A 16,707-nucleotide genomic window follows, 5' to 3' on the forward strand; every position below is an offset into this window, starting at 1 on the left:
ACGTGCCCGGGAAGAACCTCACCCGTGAGGAGGCCGCCGAGCGGGCCTCGCTCGTCACGGTCGACCGTCACGAGATCACCCTCGACCTGACGACGTCGGAGACGACCTTCGCCACGACGAGCACCATCCACTTCACGGCGAAGGGAGGGTCCGCCACCTTCGTCGACTTCATCGGTGAGTCGGTGGAGTCGGTCGAGCTCAACGGCACGCAGCTGGACGCCGCCGCGGTCTTCGCCGACCACCGCATCCGCCTCGACGACCTCGCCGAGGACAACGTCGTGACGATCGCGGCGACCGGTCGCTACATGAACACCGGCGAGGGCCTGCACCGCTTCGTCGACCCGGTCGACGGCGAGGTCTACCTCTACACGCAGTTCGAGGTGCCCGACAGCCGCCGAATGTACCCGGTCTTCGAGCAGCCGGACCTCAAGGCGAGCTTCACCCTCACCGTCACCGCGCCGGCGCACTGGCAGGTCATCGGCAACAGCCCGACCCCCGAGCCGACCCCCGTGCAGGACGCAGCGGGGCGGGACCTGGCGCAGTGGGCCTTCGCGCCGACGGAGCGGATGAGCAGCTACATCACCGCCCTCGTCGCCGGCCCCTACGACGTCGTCCGCGACTCGCTCACCTCGCGGGACAAGGAGGTGCCGCTCGGCATCTTCTGCCGCAAGTCGCTCACCCAGTACCTCGACGCCGACAACCTCTTCGCCCTGACGAAGGCGGGCTTCGCCTTCTTCGAGGATGAGTTCGACCGCGCCTACCCCTTCACGAAGTACGACCAGGTCTTCACGCCGGAGTACAACATGGGCGCGATGGAGAACGCGGGCTGCGTGACCTTCCACGAGATGTACGTCTTCCGCTCCAAGGTGCCCGACGCCCTCGTCGAGCGTCGCGCCCTCACCGTGCTCCACGAGCTGGCCCACATGTGGTTCGGCAACCTCGTGACGATGAAGTGGTGGAACGACCTGTGGCTCAACGAGTCCTTCGCCGAGTGGGCCTCGACGACCTGCCAGGCCGAGGCCACCGAGTGGGCCGACGCGTGGACGACCTTCTGCACCCATGAGAAGGCCTGGGCCTACCGCCAGGACCAGCTGAGCTCGACCCACCCGATCGTCGCCCCGATCCGCGACCTCGCCGACGTCGAGGTCAACTTCGACGGCATCACCTACGCCAAGGGTGCGTCCGTGCTCAAGCAGCTCGTCGCCTACGTCGGCCGGGAGCCCTTCCGCGACGGGCTGCGCGCGTACTTCGCCAAGCACGCTTGGGGCAACACGACGCTCGACGACCTCCTCGACGAGCTCGAGGCGACCTCGGGGCGCGACCTGCGCGCCTGGTCGAAGCTGTGGCTCGAGACCGCCGGGGTCAACACCCTGCGTCCGCTCGTCGAGGTCGACGACCGCGGCCACTACGTCGACGCCGTCATCGAGCAGACCTTCGCCGAGGGCTTCGAGACGCTGCGCCCGCACCGTCTGGCCGTCGGTCTCTACGACCTCGTCGACGGTGTGCTGCAGCGCCGCGAGCGCATCGAGGTGGACGTCGACGGCGAGCACACGCCGCTCCCCCAGCTCGTGGGGCAGCGCCAGCCCGATCTGCTGCTGCTCAACGACGACGACCTGACGTACGCCAAGCTGCGGCTCGACGAACGCTCTCTCGCGACGCTGCTCGCGCACCCGACGGCCTTCGCCGACTCGCTGCCCGCGTCGCTGGCCCTCGCCTCGGCGTGGGACATGACGCGCGACGGCGAGATGGCCGCCCGCTCCTACGTCGAGCTCGTCCTGCCCGTGCTCGACGGGCTGAGCGACTCGGTGCTGCTGCGAGCGCTCATCGGTCAGGTCTCGACCGCCGTGCTCACCTACAGCTCCCCCGAGCACCGCGAGACGACCCGTCAGCAGGTCGTCGCCCACCTCGCCGAGCTCGCCCGGCGCGCTGCGCCGGGCAGCGACGCCCAGCTGCAGCTCGTCACCGGTCACGCGGGTCTGCTCGCCCCCGGCGACGACACCGCCTTCGTCGCGGGCCTGCTCGACGGCAGCGCCCCGCTCGAGGGCCTGGCCGTCGACACCGACATGCGGTGGACCCTGCTCACCGGCCTGGCCGCCGCCGGCGAGGCCGACGCGGACGCCGTGGCCACGGAGGCGCAGGGGGACAACACCGCCACCGGTCGTGAGCGTGCCGCCCGCGCCGCCGCGAGCATCCCGACCGCCGAGGCCAAGGAGGCCGCCTGGCAGGCGGGGGTCGTCGCCACCGACACCCCCAACTCGGTCGTCGACGCCCACGGGCTCGGCTTCGGCCGCACGGCGGACCCGGCGCTGCTCACCCCCTTCGTCCAGCGGTACCACGACGTGCTCGAGGAGGTGTGGTCCGCGCGGACCCACGCCATCGCCGAGGGCATCGTCATCGGCTTCTACCCGATGGCCCTCGCCGGCCCGGAGCTGCTCGCGACGACGCAGGCCTGGCTCGACGAGCACCCGGACGCGCCGGCGGGGCTGCGCCGCACCGTCGCCGAGAGCCGGGACGCGGTCGCGCGTGCAGTTGCTGCTCAGGAGCGTGACGCAGACTCGGTCGGATGATCGACATGTCCTCGTTGCCCGCCGTCGACCTGACCTGGGAGTCCACCGCGGACTGGCTGCTCGGCGCGCCGCTGAAGATCGTCGTGACCATCGCGGTGGCCTTCCTCGCGCGGTGGCTCGCCCACCGGGCGATCACCCGAGCCGTCTCGGCCTCGATCGCCCGGAGCGAGGCCTCCCGCGCCAAGCGGGAGCGCCGCGGCGCGAACCGCGACGCGACGACGGCGCGGGAGCGCTACCGCCAGCGGACCCTGACGATGGGCTCGCTGCTGCGGTCCATCGCGACCTTCGCCATCGCGGTCATCACCGTGCTCACCGTGATGTCGCTGTGCGGGATCCCACTCGCGCCGCTGCTGGCCTCCGCCGGTGTCGGCGGTGTCGCGCTGGGCTTCGGCGCGCAGGCCCTCGTCAAGGACTTCCTCTCCGGCATCTTCATGATCCTCGAGGACCAGTACGGCGTCGGCGACCTCATCGACACCGGTGAGGCCGTCGGCACCGTCGAGGAGGTCACGCTGCGCGTCACCCGCCTGCGCGACCCCGACGGGGTCGTCTGGTACGTCCGCAACGGCGAGATCATCCGGATCGGCAACCGCAGCCAGGGCTGGTCGACGGTCCTCGTCGACATCCCCTTCAACTACCGCGAGGACGTCGAGCGTGTCATCGGCATCATCCGTACCGAGGTCGCGAAGATCGACAAGGAACCCCACTGGTCACAGGTGCTGCGCGAGGAGCTGCAGGTCCTCGGCGTCGAGTCGATCACCGGCGGCACCGTCACCGTGCGCATCCTCGCGCGCTGCGCCCCCGACCAGAACTGGGGCATCCAGCGCGAGATCCGCCGCCGGGTCAAGGAGGTCTTCGACCGCGAAGGCATCGCCGGGCCGCCGATCCCGACCGTCGGCGGGCAGCACCAGATCTGACCGCCCCCTCGGGCAGTGGTGGGCGCACCTGACAGACTGACGGGCATGTTCGCCCAGCCCGGAGACAGCTTCTACGAGCAGGTCGGGGGGCACGAGACCTTCGTGCGCCTCGTGCGTGCCTTCTACGAGGGCGTGGCCGGCGACGAGCCGCTGCGAGCCCTCTACCCCGAGGAGGACCTCGGGCCGGCGGAGGTGCGGCTGCGGATGTTCCTCGAGCAGTACTTCGGCGGGCCCGGCACCTACAGCCAGGAGCGCGGGCACCCCCGACTGCGCATGCGGCACGTGCCCTATGCCGTCACCCCGGACATGCGTGACCGGTGGATGCGGCACATGATGGCGGCCATGGACAGCCTCGAGCTGCCCGAGGCCCACGACGCCGCGATGCGCGACTACTTCCGACGAGCCGCCGACACGCTCGTCAACGCCGACGAGGACGGACAGCGCCTGTGACCGCGACCCTGCCGACCCACGAGATCCACGCCGCCGACCCCGCGGACAGCCCGTGGTGGCGCGATGCCGTGATCTACCAGATCTACCCGCGCTCGTGGGCCGACGGCGACGGCGACGGCGTCGGCGACCTGCCGGGCATCACCTCCCGGCTGGAGCACCTGCGTGACCTCGGTGTCGACGCGGTGTGGCTCTCCCCCTTCTACCGGTCGCCCCAGCGCGACGCCGGCTACGACGTCGCCGACCACCGCGACGTCGACCCGCTCTTCGGCACCCTCGCCGACGCGGACACGATGATCGCCCGGGCCCACGAGCTCGGGCTGCGCGTCGTCGTCGACCTCGTGCCCAACCACACCTCCTCCGACCACGCGTGGTTCCAGCAGGCCCTGGCCGCCGGCCCCGGCAGCCCCGAGCGGGCCCGCTACGTCTTCCGGGACGGGCTCGGCGACGACGGGTCGCAGCCCCCGACGGACTGGCTGGCCAACTTCGGCGGCGGCGCCTGGACCCGGGTGACCGAGCCCGACGGCTCCCCCGGGCAGTGGTACCTCCACCTCTTCGACCCGAGCCAGCCCGACCTCGACTGGACCAACCCGCAGGTGCGCGAGGACTTCGAGACGACGCTGCGCTTCTGGCTCGACCGCGGGGTCGACGGATTTCGCGTCGACGTCGCCCACGGCCTCGTCAAGGACCAGACCTTCCCGAGCTTCGGCAAGCACCCCGGCGGGCTCATGGAGGTGACCCACGAGGCCCCCTACTGGGACCAGGACGGGGTCCACGAGATCTACCGGGCATGGCGCGAGCTGCTCGACGGCTACGGCGAACCGGCCCGGATCATGTGCGCGGAGGCCTGGGTCAACCCCGCCGACCGGCTCGCCCGCTACGTGCGCTCCGACGAGTTCCACCAGGCCTTCAACTTCGACTTCCTCGAGACCCAGTGGCAGGCCGGTCCGCTAGGCGCGGCGATCCGCCGCTCGCTCGCGGCCAACGACTCCGTCGGTGCCCCGTCGACCTGGGTGTTGAGCAACCACGACGTGCTGCGCCACGCGAGCCGCTTCGGGCTGCCCGACGGTCGGCCCCGCCCCAACGGGATCGGCGCCGACGACCCGCAGCCGGACGCCGAGCGCGGCCTGCGCCGGGCCCGTGCGGCGACGACGCTCATGCTCGCCCTCCCCGGCGGCGCCTACGTCTACCAGGGCGAGGAGCTCGGCCTGCCCGAGCACACGAGCCTGCCCGACGAGGTGCGCCAGGACCCGACCTTCGCCCGGACCGGCGGAGTGGAGCTCGGGCGTGACGGCTGCCGTGTCCCCATGGCCTGGGAGCAGGGCGCCCCCGCCCTGGGCTTCTCCCCCACCGGTGCCGCGTGGCTGCCTCAGCCGGCGGCCTACTCCGACCTGGCGGTCGACGCCCAGACCGGGGTCGAGGGGTCGACGCTCGAGCTCTACCGCACCCTCCTGCGGCTGCGCCGCGAGCGGCGCCTCGGGCTGGCAGCCCTCGCCGAGGTCGAGGGGCCGGGCGACGACGTCCTCGGCTACGTCGCCACCGCACCGGACGGGGCCCGCACCCTCGTCGTGGCCAACCTCTCCACCGAGCAGATCGGGCTGCCCGAGGGCGCCAGCGTCCTCGTCGCCTCCGGCGAGCTCGTCGACGGACGGGTCCCCGCCGACACGGCCGTCTGGGCCGAGCTGCCCTGATGGCCGACGTCCTGCTCCTGCACTCCGCCCTCGGGCTGCGGCCGGGCGTGCACGCCTTCGCCGACCTGCTGCGCGAGTGCGGCCACGAGGTGACCGTCCCCGACTACTACGAGGGGCACGTCTTCGACGAGGAGGCGCCGGGCATCGCGCACCGCGACGCCCACCCCGAGTACTTCGAGACCGTCCGCGAGCTCGCCGCGGCCCTACCGCCGGTGACGGTGCTCGCCGGATTTTCGCTCGGCGCGTGGTTCGCCCAGCGGCTCGCCGCACGTCGTCCACGCGCCCGCGCCGCGATCCTGCTCCACTCCGTCGCGGCCCCGCGGCACGACTGGTCCGGCGTGCCGGTGCWGGTGCACCGCCMCGCCGACGACCCGTGGATCGCCCCATCGGACGTGTCCCTGCTGGGGGCGGCGGTCGAGGCGAGCGGGGCTCCCTTCGAGGACCACGTGGCACCCGGCCACGGCCACCTCTTCACCGACCCCGACCTCCCCGGGTACGAGGCGGCGGTGACGGCGGCGACGATCGAGCGGATCGACGCCTTCATCGACTGAGGTCTCGACCGCAGTCAGAGGCCGTCGCTACGGTCGGGGCATGACCCTCACGCTCGGCATGATCACGACCGACACGACGGACGCCCTGCGGCTCGGCACCTGGTGGGCCGAGCAGACGGGCGGAGAGGTCCGCGAGACCAACGACGGGTGGTTCGTCACCGTCCAGCTGCCCGGTGGCCCGATGCTCTCCTTCCAGCGGGTCGACGACCCGACGCCGGGGAAGAACCGGCTGCACCTCGACCTCGGGGCATCCGACCTCGATGCCGAGGTCGAGCGGCTCACCGGCGTCGGCGCCTCGGTCGTCGAGCCGCGCCGGATGGGCGACTTCCGGTGGGTGACGATGGCCGACCCCGACGGCAACGAGTTCTGCGTCGCCGAGCACTGAGCCCTGGGGACGACGGGGTGCCCGTCCCGACGAGTAGCGTGACCACGTGAGGTCCGCGAGCGACTACCCCTACTTCGACCAGGCGACGCCGCTCGCGCTCGCGCACCGGGGCGGCTCGACCTACGCCCCCAACGTCGGTCGCGAAAACACCGTCCACGCCTTCCGGCAGGCCGTCGACCTCGGCTACCGCTACCTCGAGACCGACGTTCACGCGACGGCCGACGGGCAGCTCGTCGCCTTCCACGACGACGTGCTCGACCGGGTGACCGACGCCTGCGGTGCCATCGCCGAGCTGCCCTGGAGCGAAATCTCCGCAGCCCGCATCCACGGCCTTGACGCCGTCCCCACGCTGGACGAGCTCTTCGAGACCTTCCCCCAAGCACGCTTCAACATCGACATCAAGGCGCCGGGGGCCATCGGGCCGCTCGTCGACGCCATCCGCCGCCATGACGCCACCGACCGGGTGTGCATCGGGTCCTTCGACGACGCCCGGCTCCGGCTCGTGCGCCGCGACCTCGGCCCACGCCTGGCCACCTCGGCCGGGCCGCGCGACGTCGCGCTCACACGGCTGCTGCCCCGCGTGGTGACCCGCCTGCTCCGCTCCCCCTCGCAGGCGCTGCAGATCCCGGTCTCGCAGCGGGTCGGACGGGCGAGCATCACCCTCGTCACGCCCCGCCTCGTCGCCGCCGCGCACGCGCTGGGCAAGCAGGTGCACGTGTGGACCATCGACGACCCCGACGAGATGCACCGGCTGCTCGACCTCGGGGTCGACGGCATCGTCACCGACCGCATCGACATCCTGCGGGACGTGCTCGCGGAGCGGGGCCACCCGCTTCGCCCGTGACGGTGTGCGGCCGGCGCCGCTGCCTCGGGACCCGCAGCTGCGCGTCAGGACTGCAGCGCCGCGGCGACCTGGCCCACGGCCGTCGGCCGACCGGCGACGCTCCACACGTGCCCGCGGGCCTCGACCTGATCGGCGCGCCCGCCGGCGGCGGTGACGAGCGCTGCGCCGGGCAGCCAGTCCCACTCGGGGACCGACTGCTGGGCCCAGACGCCGAGGCGCCCGGCCGCGACGGCCGCGAGGTCGCACGAGCCGGAGCCGAACATCCGCACGGTGGCCGCGCCGGAGAGCGCCGCGAGCCAGGGCTCGCGCAGGGAGTCGTCGGGCAGGACGGCGGGGTGGAGATAGGTCGCCATGGCGACCTCGGCCAGCGGCAGGTCGGCCAGCTCACCCACCGCGGTGCCGTTGAGGCGCGTCCGCAGGCCACGACCGCCGATCCACGACTCGTCGACCGCTGGCTGGTGGACGGCGCCGAGCACGAGGCCCTCGCCGTCGCGCAGGGCGAGCGCGCTGCACCAGGTGCCGAGCCCGGAGAGGAAGTTGTAGGTCCCGTCGACCGGGTCGATGACCCAGGTCCGGCCGGAGCGGGACGGCGCCTCGGCGCCTTCCTCCCCGACGATGCCGTCGTCGGGGCGCAGGCGACGCAGGGTGCTCTCGACGAGCTCCTCGGCCGCGTGGTCAGCGGCCGTGACGACGTCGGAGATCGAGGTCTTGTGCTGCGCGCGCAGGCCCTCCGAGCGCATGCGGGCGGCGAGCATCGCCGCCTGCCGGGTCAGGGCCGCCGCGAGGGCCGCGTCGTCGATGTCGGTGGGCAGGTCGGCGAGGTGATCGTCCACGCCCCCAGCCTATGGGGGCGCCGACGACCGGGTCAGCGGGCGATGACGAAGCCCCGGTCGGTCGAGACCCGGGTCCACGGCCCGAGCGCGTGCACCTCGGCCCGGGCCTCCGGCGCGGGCCGCAGGAAGCCGAGCGCGTGGAGCGCGAAGGCGGTGCCCGCAGGCACCGGGGGCACCGTGTCGGTCAGCCGCATCCAGACGCGGGCGCGCAGGTCGGCGACGGCGGCGGAGCCGGCCCCCTCCGGCACCCCGCGGGCGATCTCGGCGATCCCGTCGCGAGCGTGGTCCTGCAGCGCCGTGTCGGGCACCTGACCGACGCGCTCCCAGCCCGACCGGGGCGGACTGACCGCCGACCACCCGGGCGAGGCCAGGACCGGCGGGTCCTGCAGCTCGACACCGCCGCGAGCGAGGCGGTCGGTCACGGCACCGATGGGCACGGTGAGATCGCGCTGCGTGGGCTCCGCGAGCGCGAAGGTCCGCAGACCGAGCACCAGCCCGGAGTTGGTCAGGCCGCGCCCCGGCAGCACGCAGGTCCACGCCGCGAGCACGGGGCCGACGGCCTGGAGACGGACGAAGCCCCCTTCGTCGACGCGGCGGGCCCGGGCGAGGTAGGTCGCGAGGTCGGCGGCGCTCTCCTCGTCGACGAGACGAAGGGAGGTCATCGGCGCCGTCGCATCGGCACCGGTCCGCCGAGCTGGGCGCTCAGGGCGGCGCGCTCGTCGTCGGTCAGCCGACGCGCACCCTGCGTGGCCAGGTCGAAGGCGACGAGGGTCGACTCGGCGCGGGCGAAGACGACGTCCTCGTCACGGATGGTGTAGCCCATGTCCCAGCTGGCTCCGCCGACGGCGGTGACCCACATGTCGATGAGCACCGGCTCGGGACGATAGGTGAGCTGCTCGAGGAACTCGATCTCCTGACGGGCGAGGAGCACCCCCGAGCGGAGCATGCTGTCACCACCGCTGGCGTGGAACCAGCGGCGGAAGGCGCGGATCCGGGCCTCCTCGAGCAGCCGGTGGTACTGGACGTTGTTGACGTGGCCGTAGGCGTCCATGTCGCCCCAGCGCAGGCCGATCTCGGCCGTGAAGGCCCCCGGCTCGGTGGTCTCGCTCGTCATGTCCACATCCTCCCACCGACCGCCGCGGTCATCCCCATCCCCCGTCGGCGGCCGGCTCGTCGTCGGTGGGCTGACCTACGGTTGACCACGATGACCACACAGACCAGCTCCCTCCACGACGACGCGACCGCTGTCCTGCGGCAGCTCGTCGGTCGCGACGACGTCACCTTCCGCGACGGACAACTGGAGGCGATCGAGGCCCTCGTCGGGGGTGGGCGGCGGGTGCTCGTCGTCCAGCGCACCGGGTGGGGCAAGTCCGCGGTCTACTTCGTCGCCTCACGCCTGCAGCGGGCGAAGGGAGCCGGCCCCGCGCTCATCGTCTCGCCGCTGCTCGCGCTCATGCGCGACCAGATCGCCGCCGCCGAGCGGGCCGGCGTGCGCGCCGTGTCGATGAACTCGGCCAACGCCCAGGAGTGGGACGAGGTCCGTGGCCGGCTCGCCCGCGACGAGGTCGACGTCCTGCTCGTCAGCCCCGAGCGGCTCAACAACCCACGGTTCCGCGCCGAGCAGCTGCCCGACCTCACCCGGCGGTGCGGTCTGCTCGTCGTCGACGAGGCGCACTGCGTCAGCGACTGGGGCCATGACTTCCGCCCCGACTACCGCCGGATCAAGGACCTGCTCGGCGAGCTCCCCGCGGGCACCCCGGTGCTCGCGACGACCGCGACGGCCAACGAGCGCGTCGTCCACGACGTCGCCGAGCAGCTGGCAGCCGGCACCGAGGGCGAGGTCCTCACCGTCCGCGGGCCGCTCGCCCGCGACAGCCTCCGGCTGGCCGTCCTCCCACGGTCCGGGATGGACCGCCACCTCGCCTGGCTCACCACCCACCTCGGCCGGCTCGAGGGCAGCGGCATCATCTACACCCTGACGGTGAGCGCTGCCGAGGACGTCGCCGCCGCGCTGCAGGCCGCCGGCCACGAGGTCGCCGCCTACACCGGCCGGTCCGACGCGGAGGAGCGGGCGTCGATGGAGGAGGCCCTGCGCCACAACCGGGTCAAGGCCCTCGTCGCGACGAGCGCCCTCGGCATGGGCTTCGACAAGCCCGACCTCGGGTTCGTCGTCCACCTCGGTGCCCCCTCGTCGCCCGTCGCCTACTACCAGCAAGTCGGTCGCGCCGGCCGCGCCACGGAGCGGGCCGACGTGGTCCTGCTGCCCGGGCACGACGACGTGTCGATCTGGAAGCACTTCGCCTCCTCGTCCATGCCCCGCGAGGACCAGGCCGCCGCCGTCATCACCGCGCTCGCCGAGGCCGGCCGTCCCCTGTCGACGGGTGCCCTCGAGACGATCGTCGACATCCGCCGCACGCGGTTGGAGCTGCTGCTCAAGGTGCTCGACGTCGACGGCGCGGTCCAGCGGGTGAGCGGTGGCTGGATCGGCACCGGCCAGCCGTGGGTCTACGACGCGGAGCGCTACGAGCGGGTCGCCGCCGCCCGTGAGGCCGAGCAGCAGCACATGCTCGACTACATCGACACCACCGGATGCCGGATGGCCTTCCTCCAGCGCACCCTCGACGACGCGAGCGCACAGGACTGCGGCCGATGCGACCGCTGCGCCGGCCCGTGGATCGACGCCGAGGTGGCCGACGACGCACTCGGCTCGGCCCGCTCCACGCTCGACCGGACCGGTGTCGACCTCGACCCGCGGGCTCAGTGGCCCAGCGGCATGGACCGTCTCGGGGTCCCGGTCAAGGGACGCATCCCCGCCGACGAGGCCATGTCGCCCGGCCGCGCCCTGGCGCGCGTCACCGACCTCGGCTGGGGCCCACGGCTGCGCGAGCTCCTCTCCGAGGACCAGCCGGTACCGGACCAGGTGGTCCGCGCCGTCGTCCGGGTGCTCGCCGAGTGGGGGTGGCAGACCCGCCCCGCCGGCATCGTCGTCGTCCCCTCGCGGTCTCGCCCGACGCTCGTCACCTCGCTCGCCGATCAGCTCGGGCAGATCGGCCGGCTGCCGGTGCTCGGTGCGCTCACCCCCGTCGACGGCGGACCCGTGGGCGAGCCGGGCGGCAACTCCGCCTACCGCCTCGCCGGGGTGTGGGAGCGGCTGACCGTCGACCCCGAGCTCGCCCACCAGCTCCCGGGCCTCACCGGACCGGTCCTCCTCGTCGACGACGTCGTCCACTCCCGGTGGACGATGACCACGGCGGCTCGGGCCCTGCGTCGGGCCGGAGCACGGGAGGTCCTCCCCTTCGCCCTCGCCGTCGACGGGTGAGCCCGCGCGGTCCGCGCGGCAGACCGATGCTGACCCCGGGCACCCCTCTCGCCTAGGCTCGGTCCGTTGACCACGTGACACCGAGGAGCACCATGGCCGCAGACTCCGTCGAGCAGGCACAGCGCATCAACCTGAGCACCGCTCTGGCGACGCTCGAGCTCCAAGAGGTCGGTCACGCGACCATCCGCGTCGAGGGTGCCGACGGGGTGGGCGAGCTCGGCGCGAGCTCGGCCGACGTCTTCGAGGGCGAGAGCATCGCCATGCCGCACGGGCGGGTCTTCGGCGGTCAGGTGCTCGCGCAGGCGCTCATGGCGGCCGGGCGCACCGTCCTCCCCGAGATGCCGCACCGGATGCCGCACTCCCTGCACGCCTACTTCATGCGTCCCGGGGACTCCGACCTGCCGATCCGCTTCGCCGTCGAGCGGATGCGCGACGGCCGCTCCTTCTCGACCCGACGCGTCCACGCGCTGCAGCACGGACGCCCGATCCTGTCGATGACCGCGTCCTTCCAGGACCCCTCCGACGGCCTCGACCACCAGGTCGACGCTCCCGACGTGCCCGGCCCCGACGAGCTCGAGTCGATCGGCGACAGCTACGGCGCCATCAACCACCCGCGCGCCAAGTACGTCGCCACGCGGCCCGTCGACCACCGCTACGTCGACGGCGACATCATGATGGCGCCGGCCCCCGAGCGGGACGGTCACCAGCGGGTGTGGTTCCGGACCATCGCCCAGCTCCCCCACGACCAGCTGACCCGGTGTGCCGTCCTCGCCTTCGCCTCGGACTACACGCCGATCGACAGCATGCTGCGGGCCCACGGCCTGACCTGGTCCGAGCCCGGGCTGACGCCGGCGACCATCGACCACACCATCTGGTTCCACCGCCCCGTCGACCCGGGCGCCTGGCTGCTCTACGACCAGGAGTCGCCCTCGACCCGCTCCGGTCGCGGGCTCATGGTCGGCAAGGTCTTCACCGAGGAGGGTGTCCTCGTCGCGACCATCGCCCAGGAGGCCATGGTGCGGATCAAGCCCGTGGGCTGAGCGGGGGTCGCACGGCGCGATGAGACCGGGCAGCGACCCGCAGCCCTGGTGAACTACGGTCGGTACATGGGCCTCCCACCGCTCGTTGCCCCCGGACCGGCGCTGACCGGGGAGCAGGTGAGCCATTACTCGCGCCACCTGCTCATGCCCGCCATCGGCGAAGGGGGCCAGCGTCGCCTCCTCGCGGCCCGCGTCGCCGTCATCGGGGCCGGTGGACTCGGCTCCCCCTCGCTGCTCTACCTGGCTGCGGCCGGCGTCGGTCGGATCACCGTCGTCGACGACGACGTGGTCGACGAGACCAACCTGCAGCGGCAGGTCATCCACTCGAGCGCCGACGTGGGTCGGCCCAAGGTCGACAGCGCCCTCGAGCGGGTGCGGGCCGTCAACCCCGACGTCGAGATCGTCGGGATCACCGACCACCTCACTGCCGACAATGCCGCCGCGATGCTCGCCGACCACGACATCGTGCTCGACGGCAGCGACAACTTCGAGACCCGCTACGCGGTGGCCGACGCCTGCGACGAGCTCGGTGTCCCTCTCGTCTGGGCAGCCGTCTACCGCACCGAGGCTCACCTCACCGTCTTCTGGACCGCAGCGCCGGAGGGCCACCCCGCCCCGGGGCTGCGCGACCTCTTCCCGCGACCACCGGCCCCCGGGTCGGTGCCCGCCTGCGGTGACGCCGGCGTCGTCGGACCACTCGTCGGCCAGGTCGGCTCGATGATGGCGACCGAGGCGATCAAGCTCATCACCGGTGTCGGTGCGCCCCTCCTCGGCCGGCTGCTCTTCATCGACGTGCTCGCCGCCACCCAGCGCGAGCTGCCCCTCGTCGCTCGCGGGCCACGCACCCGCCCCCCGGCGGTCCTGCCCGCCACGGTCGAGGACACCGAGCCCGAGGGCACCCCCCTCGTCTCCCCTGCCGACCTGGCCGACCAGCTCTCCGGGGCGCACGCCCCCTTCGTCCTCGACGTGCGTGAGGCGCACGAGCTGGCTGCCGGCAGCGTCCCCGGCGCCGTCCACATCCCCGTGCCGACCCTCACGGGTGACCCGACCTCCAGCGCCGGGCTGCCGACCGACCGTGACATCGTGCTCGTGTGCCACTCCGGGGCGCGGGCCCGACTCGCGGCGACCACGCTGCGTGCCCGCGGCTTCGTGCAGCTGCACGTCCTCGACGGCGGCATGCTCGCCTGGCCCGACCCGGTCCCGCTCGCCCAGGAGTCCCACTCATGACCGGCCCCACCGCCCGCGTCCTGCTGACCGTCGACGAGTACCGCGAGGAGCTGCTCACCGACCTGCTCGCCGGCAGCGGGCCACTCACGGACACCGAGCAGGTCCCCCTGGTGCAGGCCCTCGGCCGGGTCCTCGCCGAGCCGGTGCGGGCCCGCGGTGATGTGCCCGCCTTCGCCAACTCGGGCATGGACGGCTACGCCGTGCGCCACGCCGACCTCGCCGACGGGACGAGCACGCTGCGCGTCGTCGGTGCGGTCGCCGCCGGCTCCTCGCTCGACCCCGCCCTCGCCGCCGGCGAGTGCGTGCGCATCATGACCGGCGCACCCGTGCCCACGGACGCCGACACGATCGTCCCGGTCGAGCTCACCGACGGCGGCCACGAGATCGTGACCATCACCGGGACCGTCGAGCCCGGACAGCACCTGCGCGGCGCCGGCGAGGACGTGCGGGCCGATGACGTCGTCGCCGACGCCGGGGTGACGGTCACCGCACGCGTGCTCGGCACGCTCGCGGCCGCCGGCACCGCCGCCGTCTCCGTGCGACGCCGCCCGGTCGTCGCCGTCGCAGCCACCGGTGACGAGCTCGTCGCCCCCGGTGGGGCGCTGGAGCGGGGCCAGATCTTCGAGTCCAACGGCACCCACCTCGCCGCCACCCTCACCGAGCTCGGGGTCGAGGTGCGCGGACCCGTCGTCCTCGGGGACCAGCGCGCGGCCTTCACCTCGGGCCTCGACGAGCTCGCACGGGGCAGCGACCTGATCATCCTCACCGGCGGGGTGAGCGTGGGTGACTTCGACGTCTCCCGCATCGTCCTGCAGGAGTCCGCGGACGGGGTCTTCCGCCACGTGCGCATGCAACCCGGCAAGCCACAGGGCTGGGCCCGGTGGCACGGCGTGCCCGTGCTGGCCTTCCCCGGCAACCCGGTGAGCACCGCGATCTCCTTCGAGGTCTTCGGCCGACCCGTCATCGACCGCCTGCTCGGCCGCGAGGCACCCGGCGGTGCGACGCTCGCGGTCGCCGGCACCGGCTGGCGATCCCCCGAGGGACGCCGGCAGTTCGTCCCCGTGCGCCTCACGAGCGACGACGAGGGACGCCTCGTCGCCACCCCGGCCCACCGGCGGGGATCCGCCTCGCACATGGCCACCTCGCTCGGCGGCGCCCACGCGCTGGCCGTCGTCGGCGAGGAGACCGACACCGTCGAGCCCGGCGACCTCGTCGGGGTCAGGAGCCTGTAGATGGACCACCCGCTGACCCACCTCGACACCGCGGGCCACGCCCGCATGGTCGATGTCACCGACAAGCAGCCGACGATCCGATCGGCCACCGCCGCAGGCCGCGTGGTGACCTCAGCAGAGACCGTCTCGCTCCTGCGGGACGGCTCCGTGCCGAAGGGGGACGTCCTCGCCGTCGCCCGCATCGCCGGCATCCAGGCGGCGAAGAAGACACCCGAGCTGCTGCCCCTCGCGCACGTCATCGGCGTGCACGGAGCCGTCGTCGACCTGGCGATCACCGACGACGGCGTCGACATCACCGCGACCGTCCGGACCGCGGACCGCACGGGCGTCGAGATGGAGGCCCTGACGAGCGTCTCGGTCGCCGCGCTGGCCGTCGTCGACATGGTCAAGGGTCGCGACCGCAGCGCCCACATCACCGACATCAGGCTGCTGACGAAGACCGGCGGCCGCAGCGGCACGTGGATGCGGGAGGGCGCATGAGCGAGCCCACCCCCTTTGACGCGGTGATCCTCGCCGGCGGCACCGGCTCCCGCCTCGGCGGCGCGAGCAAGGCCGACCTCGAGCTCGACGGCCAGCGCCTGCTCGACCGGGTGCTCGTCGCCGTGGCCGACGCGGACACCATCACCGTCGTCGGTGACGTCGCCGTCCCCGACGGTGTCCACCGCACGCTCGAGGACCCGCCCCGGGGCGGACCCGTCGCAGGCGTCGCCGCCGGGCTGTCGGCCCTGGACGCCGCCGGCGGAGCCGCCGAGTGGACCCTGGTCGCGTCGTGCGACCTGGCCAACCCCCTCCCCGCGCTGGGTCGACTGCTCGCCGCGTGGTCGTGGGCGGTCCGCAGCACGGACGTCACGACCGATGACCACGACGGCTGGTGCTTGGCCGACGCCGACGACCGCCCCCAGTGGTTGCTCGGTATCCACCGCACGAGCACGCTGCGCCGCGGCCTCGAGCGGCTGGGTTCACCGCGCGACCGGGCCCTCCACGAGCTCTTCGCCGAGGCGACCCTCGTCACCGTGCCGGCGAGCCGCGCCGACGTCGCCGACATCGACACCTGGGCCGACCTAGCCGCGTGGGCCCAACGGCTCGAGCCCCGTGACGAGCCCACCCAGCAGGAGGACGAGCGATGAGCACCCGGACCGACGACGGACCGGCCGAGGAGCGCTGGGCCGACTGGATCGAGCACGCCTGCGCCGCACTGGGGCTCGACCCCGAGGCCGTCGACGTGCGCAGCATCCTCGCGATGACGAAGACCATCGCGCACGACTTCGAGCGGCCCATGGCGCCGGTCGGCGCTTACATCCTCGGCCTGGCCGTCGGGCGCCTGCAGGAGCAGGGCCGCCCGGTCGACCTGGACTCCCTACGATCGCACCTCGAGTCGACGCTGCCCCCGGCGTCGAGGACGGAGCAGGCATGAGCAGCACGACGATCCGGTACTTCGCCGGCGCCGCCGAGGCGGCCGGCACCGACGAGGAGCAGCTCGACGGCGCCACAGTCGGAGAGGTGCTCGCGGCTGCCCGTCGGGCGCACGGGGATCGGCTGAGCGAGGTCCTCGAGCGGTGCTCCGTGCTGCACGCCGGCCGCTACGTCGACGACGACTCCACACCGGTCACCGCCGGAGCGACGATCGACGTGCTGCCCCCCTTCGCCGGGGGGTGAG

At 73.3% G+C, this 16,707-nt stretch carries 18 protein-coding genes; 15 read left to right on the plus strand and 3 right to left on the minus strand.

Features of this window, described 5'->3' with window-relative positions:
• Positions 1-2: 2 nt before the first annotated feature.
• From pepN to AB4Y78_RS09770, 7 genes are read left to right on the plus strand one after another with little or no spacing between them, the layout of a single operon-like run.
• The gene (gene pepN / locus AB4Y78_RS09740; RefSeq protein WP_441713512.1) at positions 3-2,567 is read left to right on the plus strand and encodes an aminopeptidase N; all 2,565 of its coding nucleotides are present in this window, start codon (positions 3-5) and stop codon (positions 2,565-2,567) included.
• Positions 2,564-3,481: a mechanosensitive ion channel family protein gene (locus AB4Y78_RS09745; protein WP_007926008.1), complete on the plus strand. Its 918-nt coding sequence runs from the start codon at positions 2,564-2,566 to the stop codon at positions 3,479-3,481. The genes pepN and AB4Y78_RS09745 overlap by 4 nt, the downstream gene beginning before the upstream one ends.
• 45 nt (positions 3,482-3,526) lie before the next feature.
• Entirely contained in the window at positions 3,527-3,931 is a 405-nt protein-coding gene (locus tag AB4Y78_RS09750; protein WP_007926007.1) for a globin, read from the plus strand.
• Positions 3,928-5,619: a glycoside hydrolase family 13 protein gene (locus tag AB4Y78_RS09755; RefSeq protein WP_128276755.1), complete on the plus strand. Its 1,692-nt coding sequence runs from the start codon at positions 3,928-3,930 to the stop codon at positions 5,617-5,619. The genes AB4Y78_RS09750 and AB4Y78_RS09755 overlap by 4 nt, the downstream gene beginning before the upstream one ends.
• Complete coding sequence (locus AB4Y78_RS09760; RefSeq protein WP_441737082.1) at positions 5,619-6,170, plus strand: dienelactone hydrolase family protein; 552 nt, start codon at positions 5,619-5,621, stop codon at positions 6,168-6,170. Before AB4Y78_RS09755 ends, AB4Y78_RS09760 begins: the two co-directional genes overlap by 1 nt.
• Positions 6,171-6,210: 40 nt before the next feature.
• Positions 6,211-6,555 carry a VOC family protein gene (locus AB4Y78_RS09765; protein WP_007926005.1) on the plus strand — a complete coding sequence of 115 codons (345 nt, stop codon included), beginning with the start codon at positions 6,211-6,213 and terminating at the stop codon, positions 6,553-6,555.
• 46 nt (positions 6,556-6,601) lie between these two features.
• Positions 6,602-7,399, plus strand: coding sequence for a glycerophosphodiester phosphodiesterase (locus tag AB4Y78_RS09770; protein WP_128276756.1), 798 nt, complete (start codon positions 6,602-6,604; stop codon positions 7,397-7,399).
• A gap of 44 nt (positions 7,400-7,443) precedes the next feature.
• Here the strand turns inward: AB4Y78_RS09770 and AB4Y78_RS09775 are convergent, their stop codons facing one another.
• The 3 genes from AB4Y78_RS09775 to AB4Y78_RS09785 are packed head-to-tail and all read right to left on the minus strand — an operon-like array spanning position 7,444 to position 9,346.
• Complete coding sequence (locus tag AB4Y78_RS09775) at positions 7,444-8,232, minus strand: inositol monophosphatase family protein (RefSeq protein ID WP_441713509.1); 789 nt, start codon at positions 8,230-8,232, stop codon at positions 7,444-7,446.
• Positions 8,233-8,264: 32 nt separating this feature from the next.
• Positions 8,265-8,894, minus strand: coding sequence for a hypothetical protein (locus AB4Y78_RS09780; RefSeq protein ID WP_007926000.1), 630 nt, complete (start codon positions 8,892-8,894; stop codon positions 8,265-8,267).
• Positions 8,891-9,346: an acyl-CoA thioesterase gene (locus AB4Y78_RS09785; protein WP_441713508.1), complete on the minus strand. Its 456-nt coding sequence runs from the start codon at positions 9,344-9,346 to the stop codon at positions 8,891-8,893. The genes AB4Y78_RS09780 and AB4Y78_RS09785 overlap by 4 nt, the downstream gene beginning before the upstream one ends.
• 90 nt (positions 9,347-9,436) lie before the next feature.
• Here AB4Y78_RS09785 and AB4Y78_RS09790 point away from each other — a divergent pair, with 90 nt between their 5' ends.
• The 8 genes from AB4Y78_RS09790 (at position 9,437) to AB4Y78_RS09825 (ending at position 16,706) form a co-directional block, all read left to right on the plus strand.
• Positions 9,437-11,551, plus strand: a complete 2,115-nt coding sequence (locus AB4Y78_RS09790; protein WP_441737084.1) for a RecQ family ATP-dependent DNA helicase — start codon at positions 9,437-9,439, stop codon at positions 11,549-11,551.
• A gap of 92 nt (positions 11,552-11,643) precedes the next feature.
• Positions 11,644-12,591 (plus strand): acyl-CoA thioesterase, encoded by a 948-nt coding sequence (locus AB4Y78_RS09795; RefSeq protein ID WP_441713505.1) that lies wholly within the window; start codon positions 11,644-11,646, stop codon positions 12,589-12,591.
• A 66-nt stretch (positions 12,592-12,657) separates the two neighbouring features.
• On the plus strand, positions 12,658-13,818 hold the full coding sequence (locus AB4Y78_RS09800) for a ThiF family adenylyltransferase (RefSeq protein ID WP_441713504.1): 1,161 nt from the start codon (positions 12,658-12,660) through the stop codon (positions 13,816-13,818).
• Positions 13,815-15,050 (plus strand): molybdopterin molybdotransferase MoeA, encoded by a 1,236-nt coding sequence (locus tag AB4Y78_RS09805; RefSeq protein ID WP_441713502.1) that lies wholly within the window; start codon positions 13,815-13,817, stop codon positions 15,048-15,050. The genes AB4Y78_RS09800 and AB4Y78_RS09805 overlap by 4 nt, the downstream gene beginning before the upstream one ends.
• The gene (moaC, locus tag AB4Y78_RS09810; protein WP_441713501.1) at positions 15,051-15,530 is read left to right on the plus strand and encodes a cyclic pyranopterin monophosphate synthase MoaC; all 480 of its coding nucleotides are present in this window, start codon (positions 15,051-15,053) and stop codon (positions 15,528-15,530) included.
• Positions 15,527-16,177, plus strand: a complete 651-nt coding sequence (gene mobA / locus AB4Y78_RS09815) for a molybdenum cofactor guanylyltransferase (protein WP_007925986.1) — start codon at positions 15,527-15,529, stop codon at positions 16,175-16,177. The genes moaC and mobA overlap by 4 nt, the downstream gene beginning before the upstream one ends.
• Complete coding sequence (locus AB4Y78_RS09820; protein ID WP_007925984.1) at positions 16,174-16,464, plus strand: DUF6457 domain-containing protein; 291 nt, start codon at positions 16,174-16,176, stop codon at positions 16,462-16,464. Before mobA ends, AB4Y78_RS09820 begins: the two co-directional genes overlap by 4 nt.
• Positions 16,461-16,706 carry a MoaD/ThiS family protein gene (locus AB4Y78_RS09825; RefSeq protein ID WP_007925982.1) on the plus strand — a complete coding sequence of 82 codons (246 nt, stop codon included), beginning with the start codon at positions 16,461-16,463 and terminating at the stop codon, positions 16,704-16,706. Before AB4Y78_RS09820 ends, AB4Y78_RS09825 begins: the two co-directional genes overlap by 4 nt.
• The last annotated feature ends 1 nt before the right edge of the window (position 16,707 follow it).

Source organism: Janibacter sp. RAF52 (assembly GCF_052114035.1).
In the GTDB taxonomy this organism is placed as follows: domain Bacteria; phylum Actinomycetota; class Actinomycetes; order Actinomycetales; family Dermatophilaceae; genus Janibacter; species Janibacter hoylei.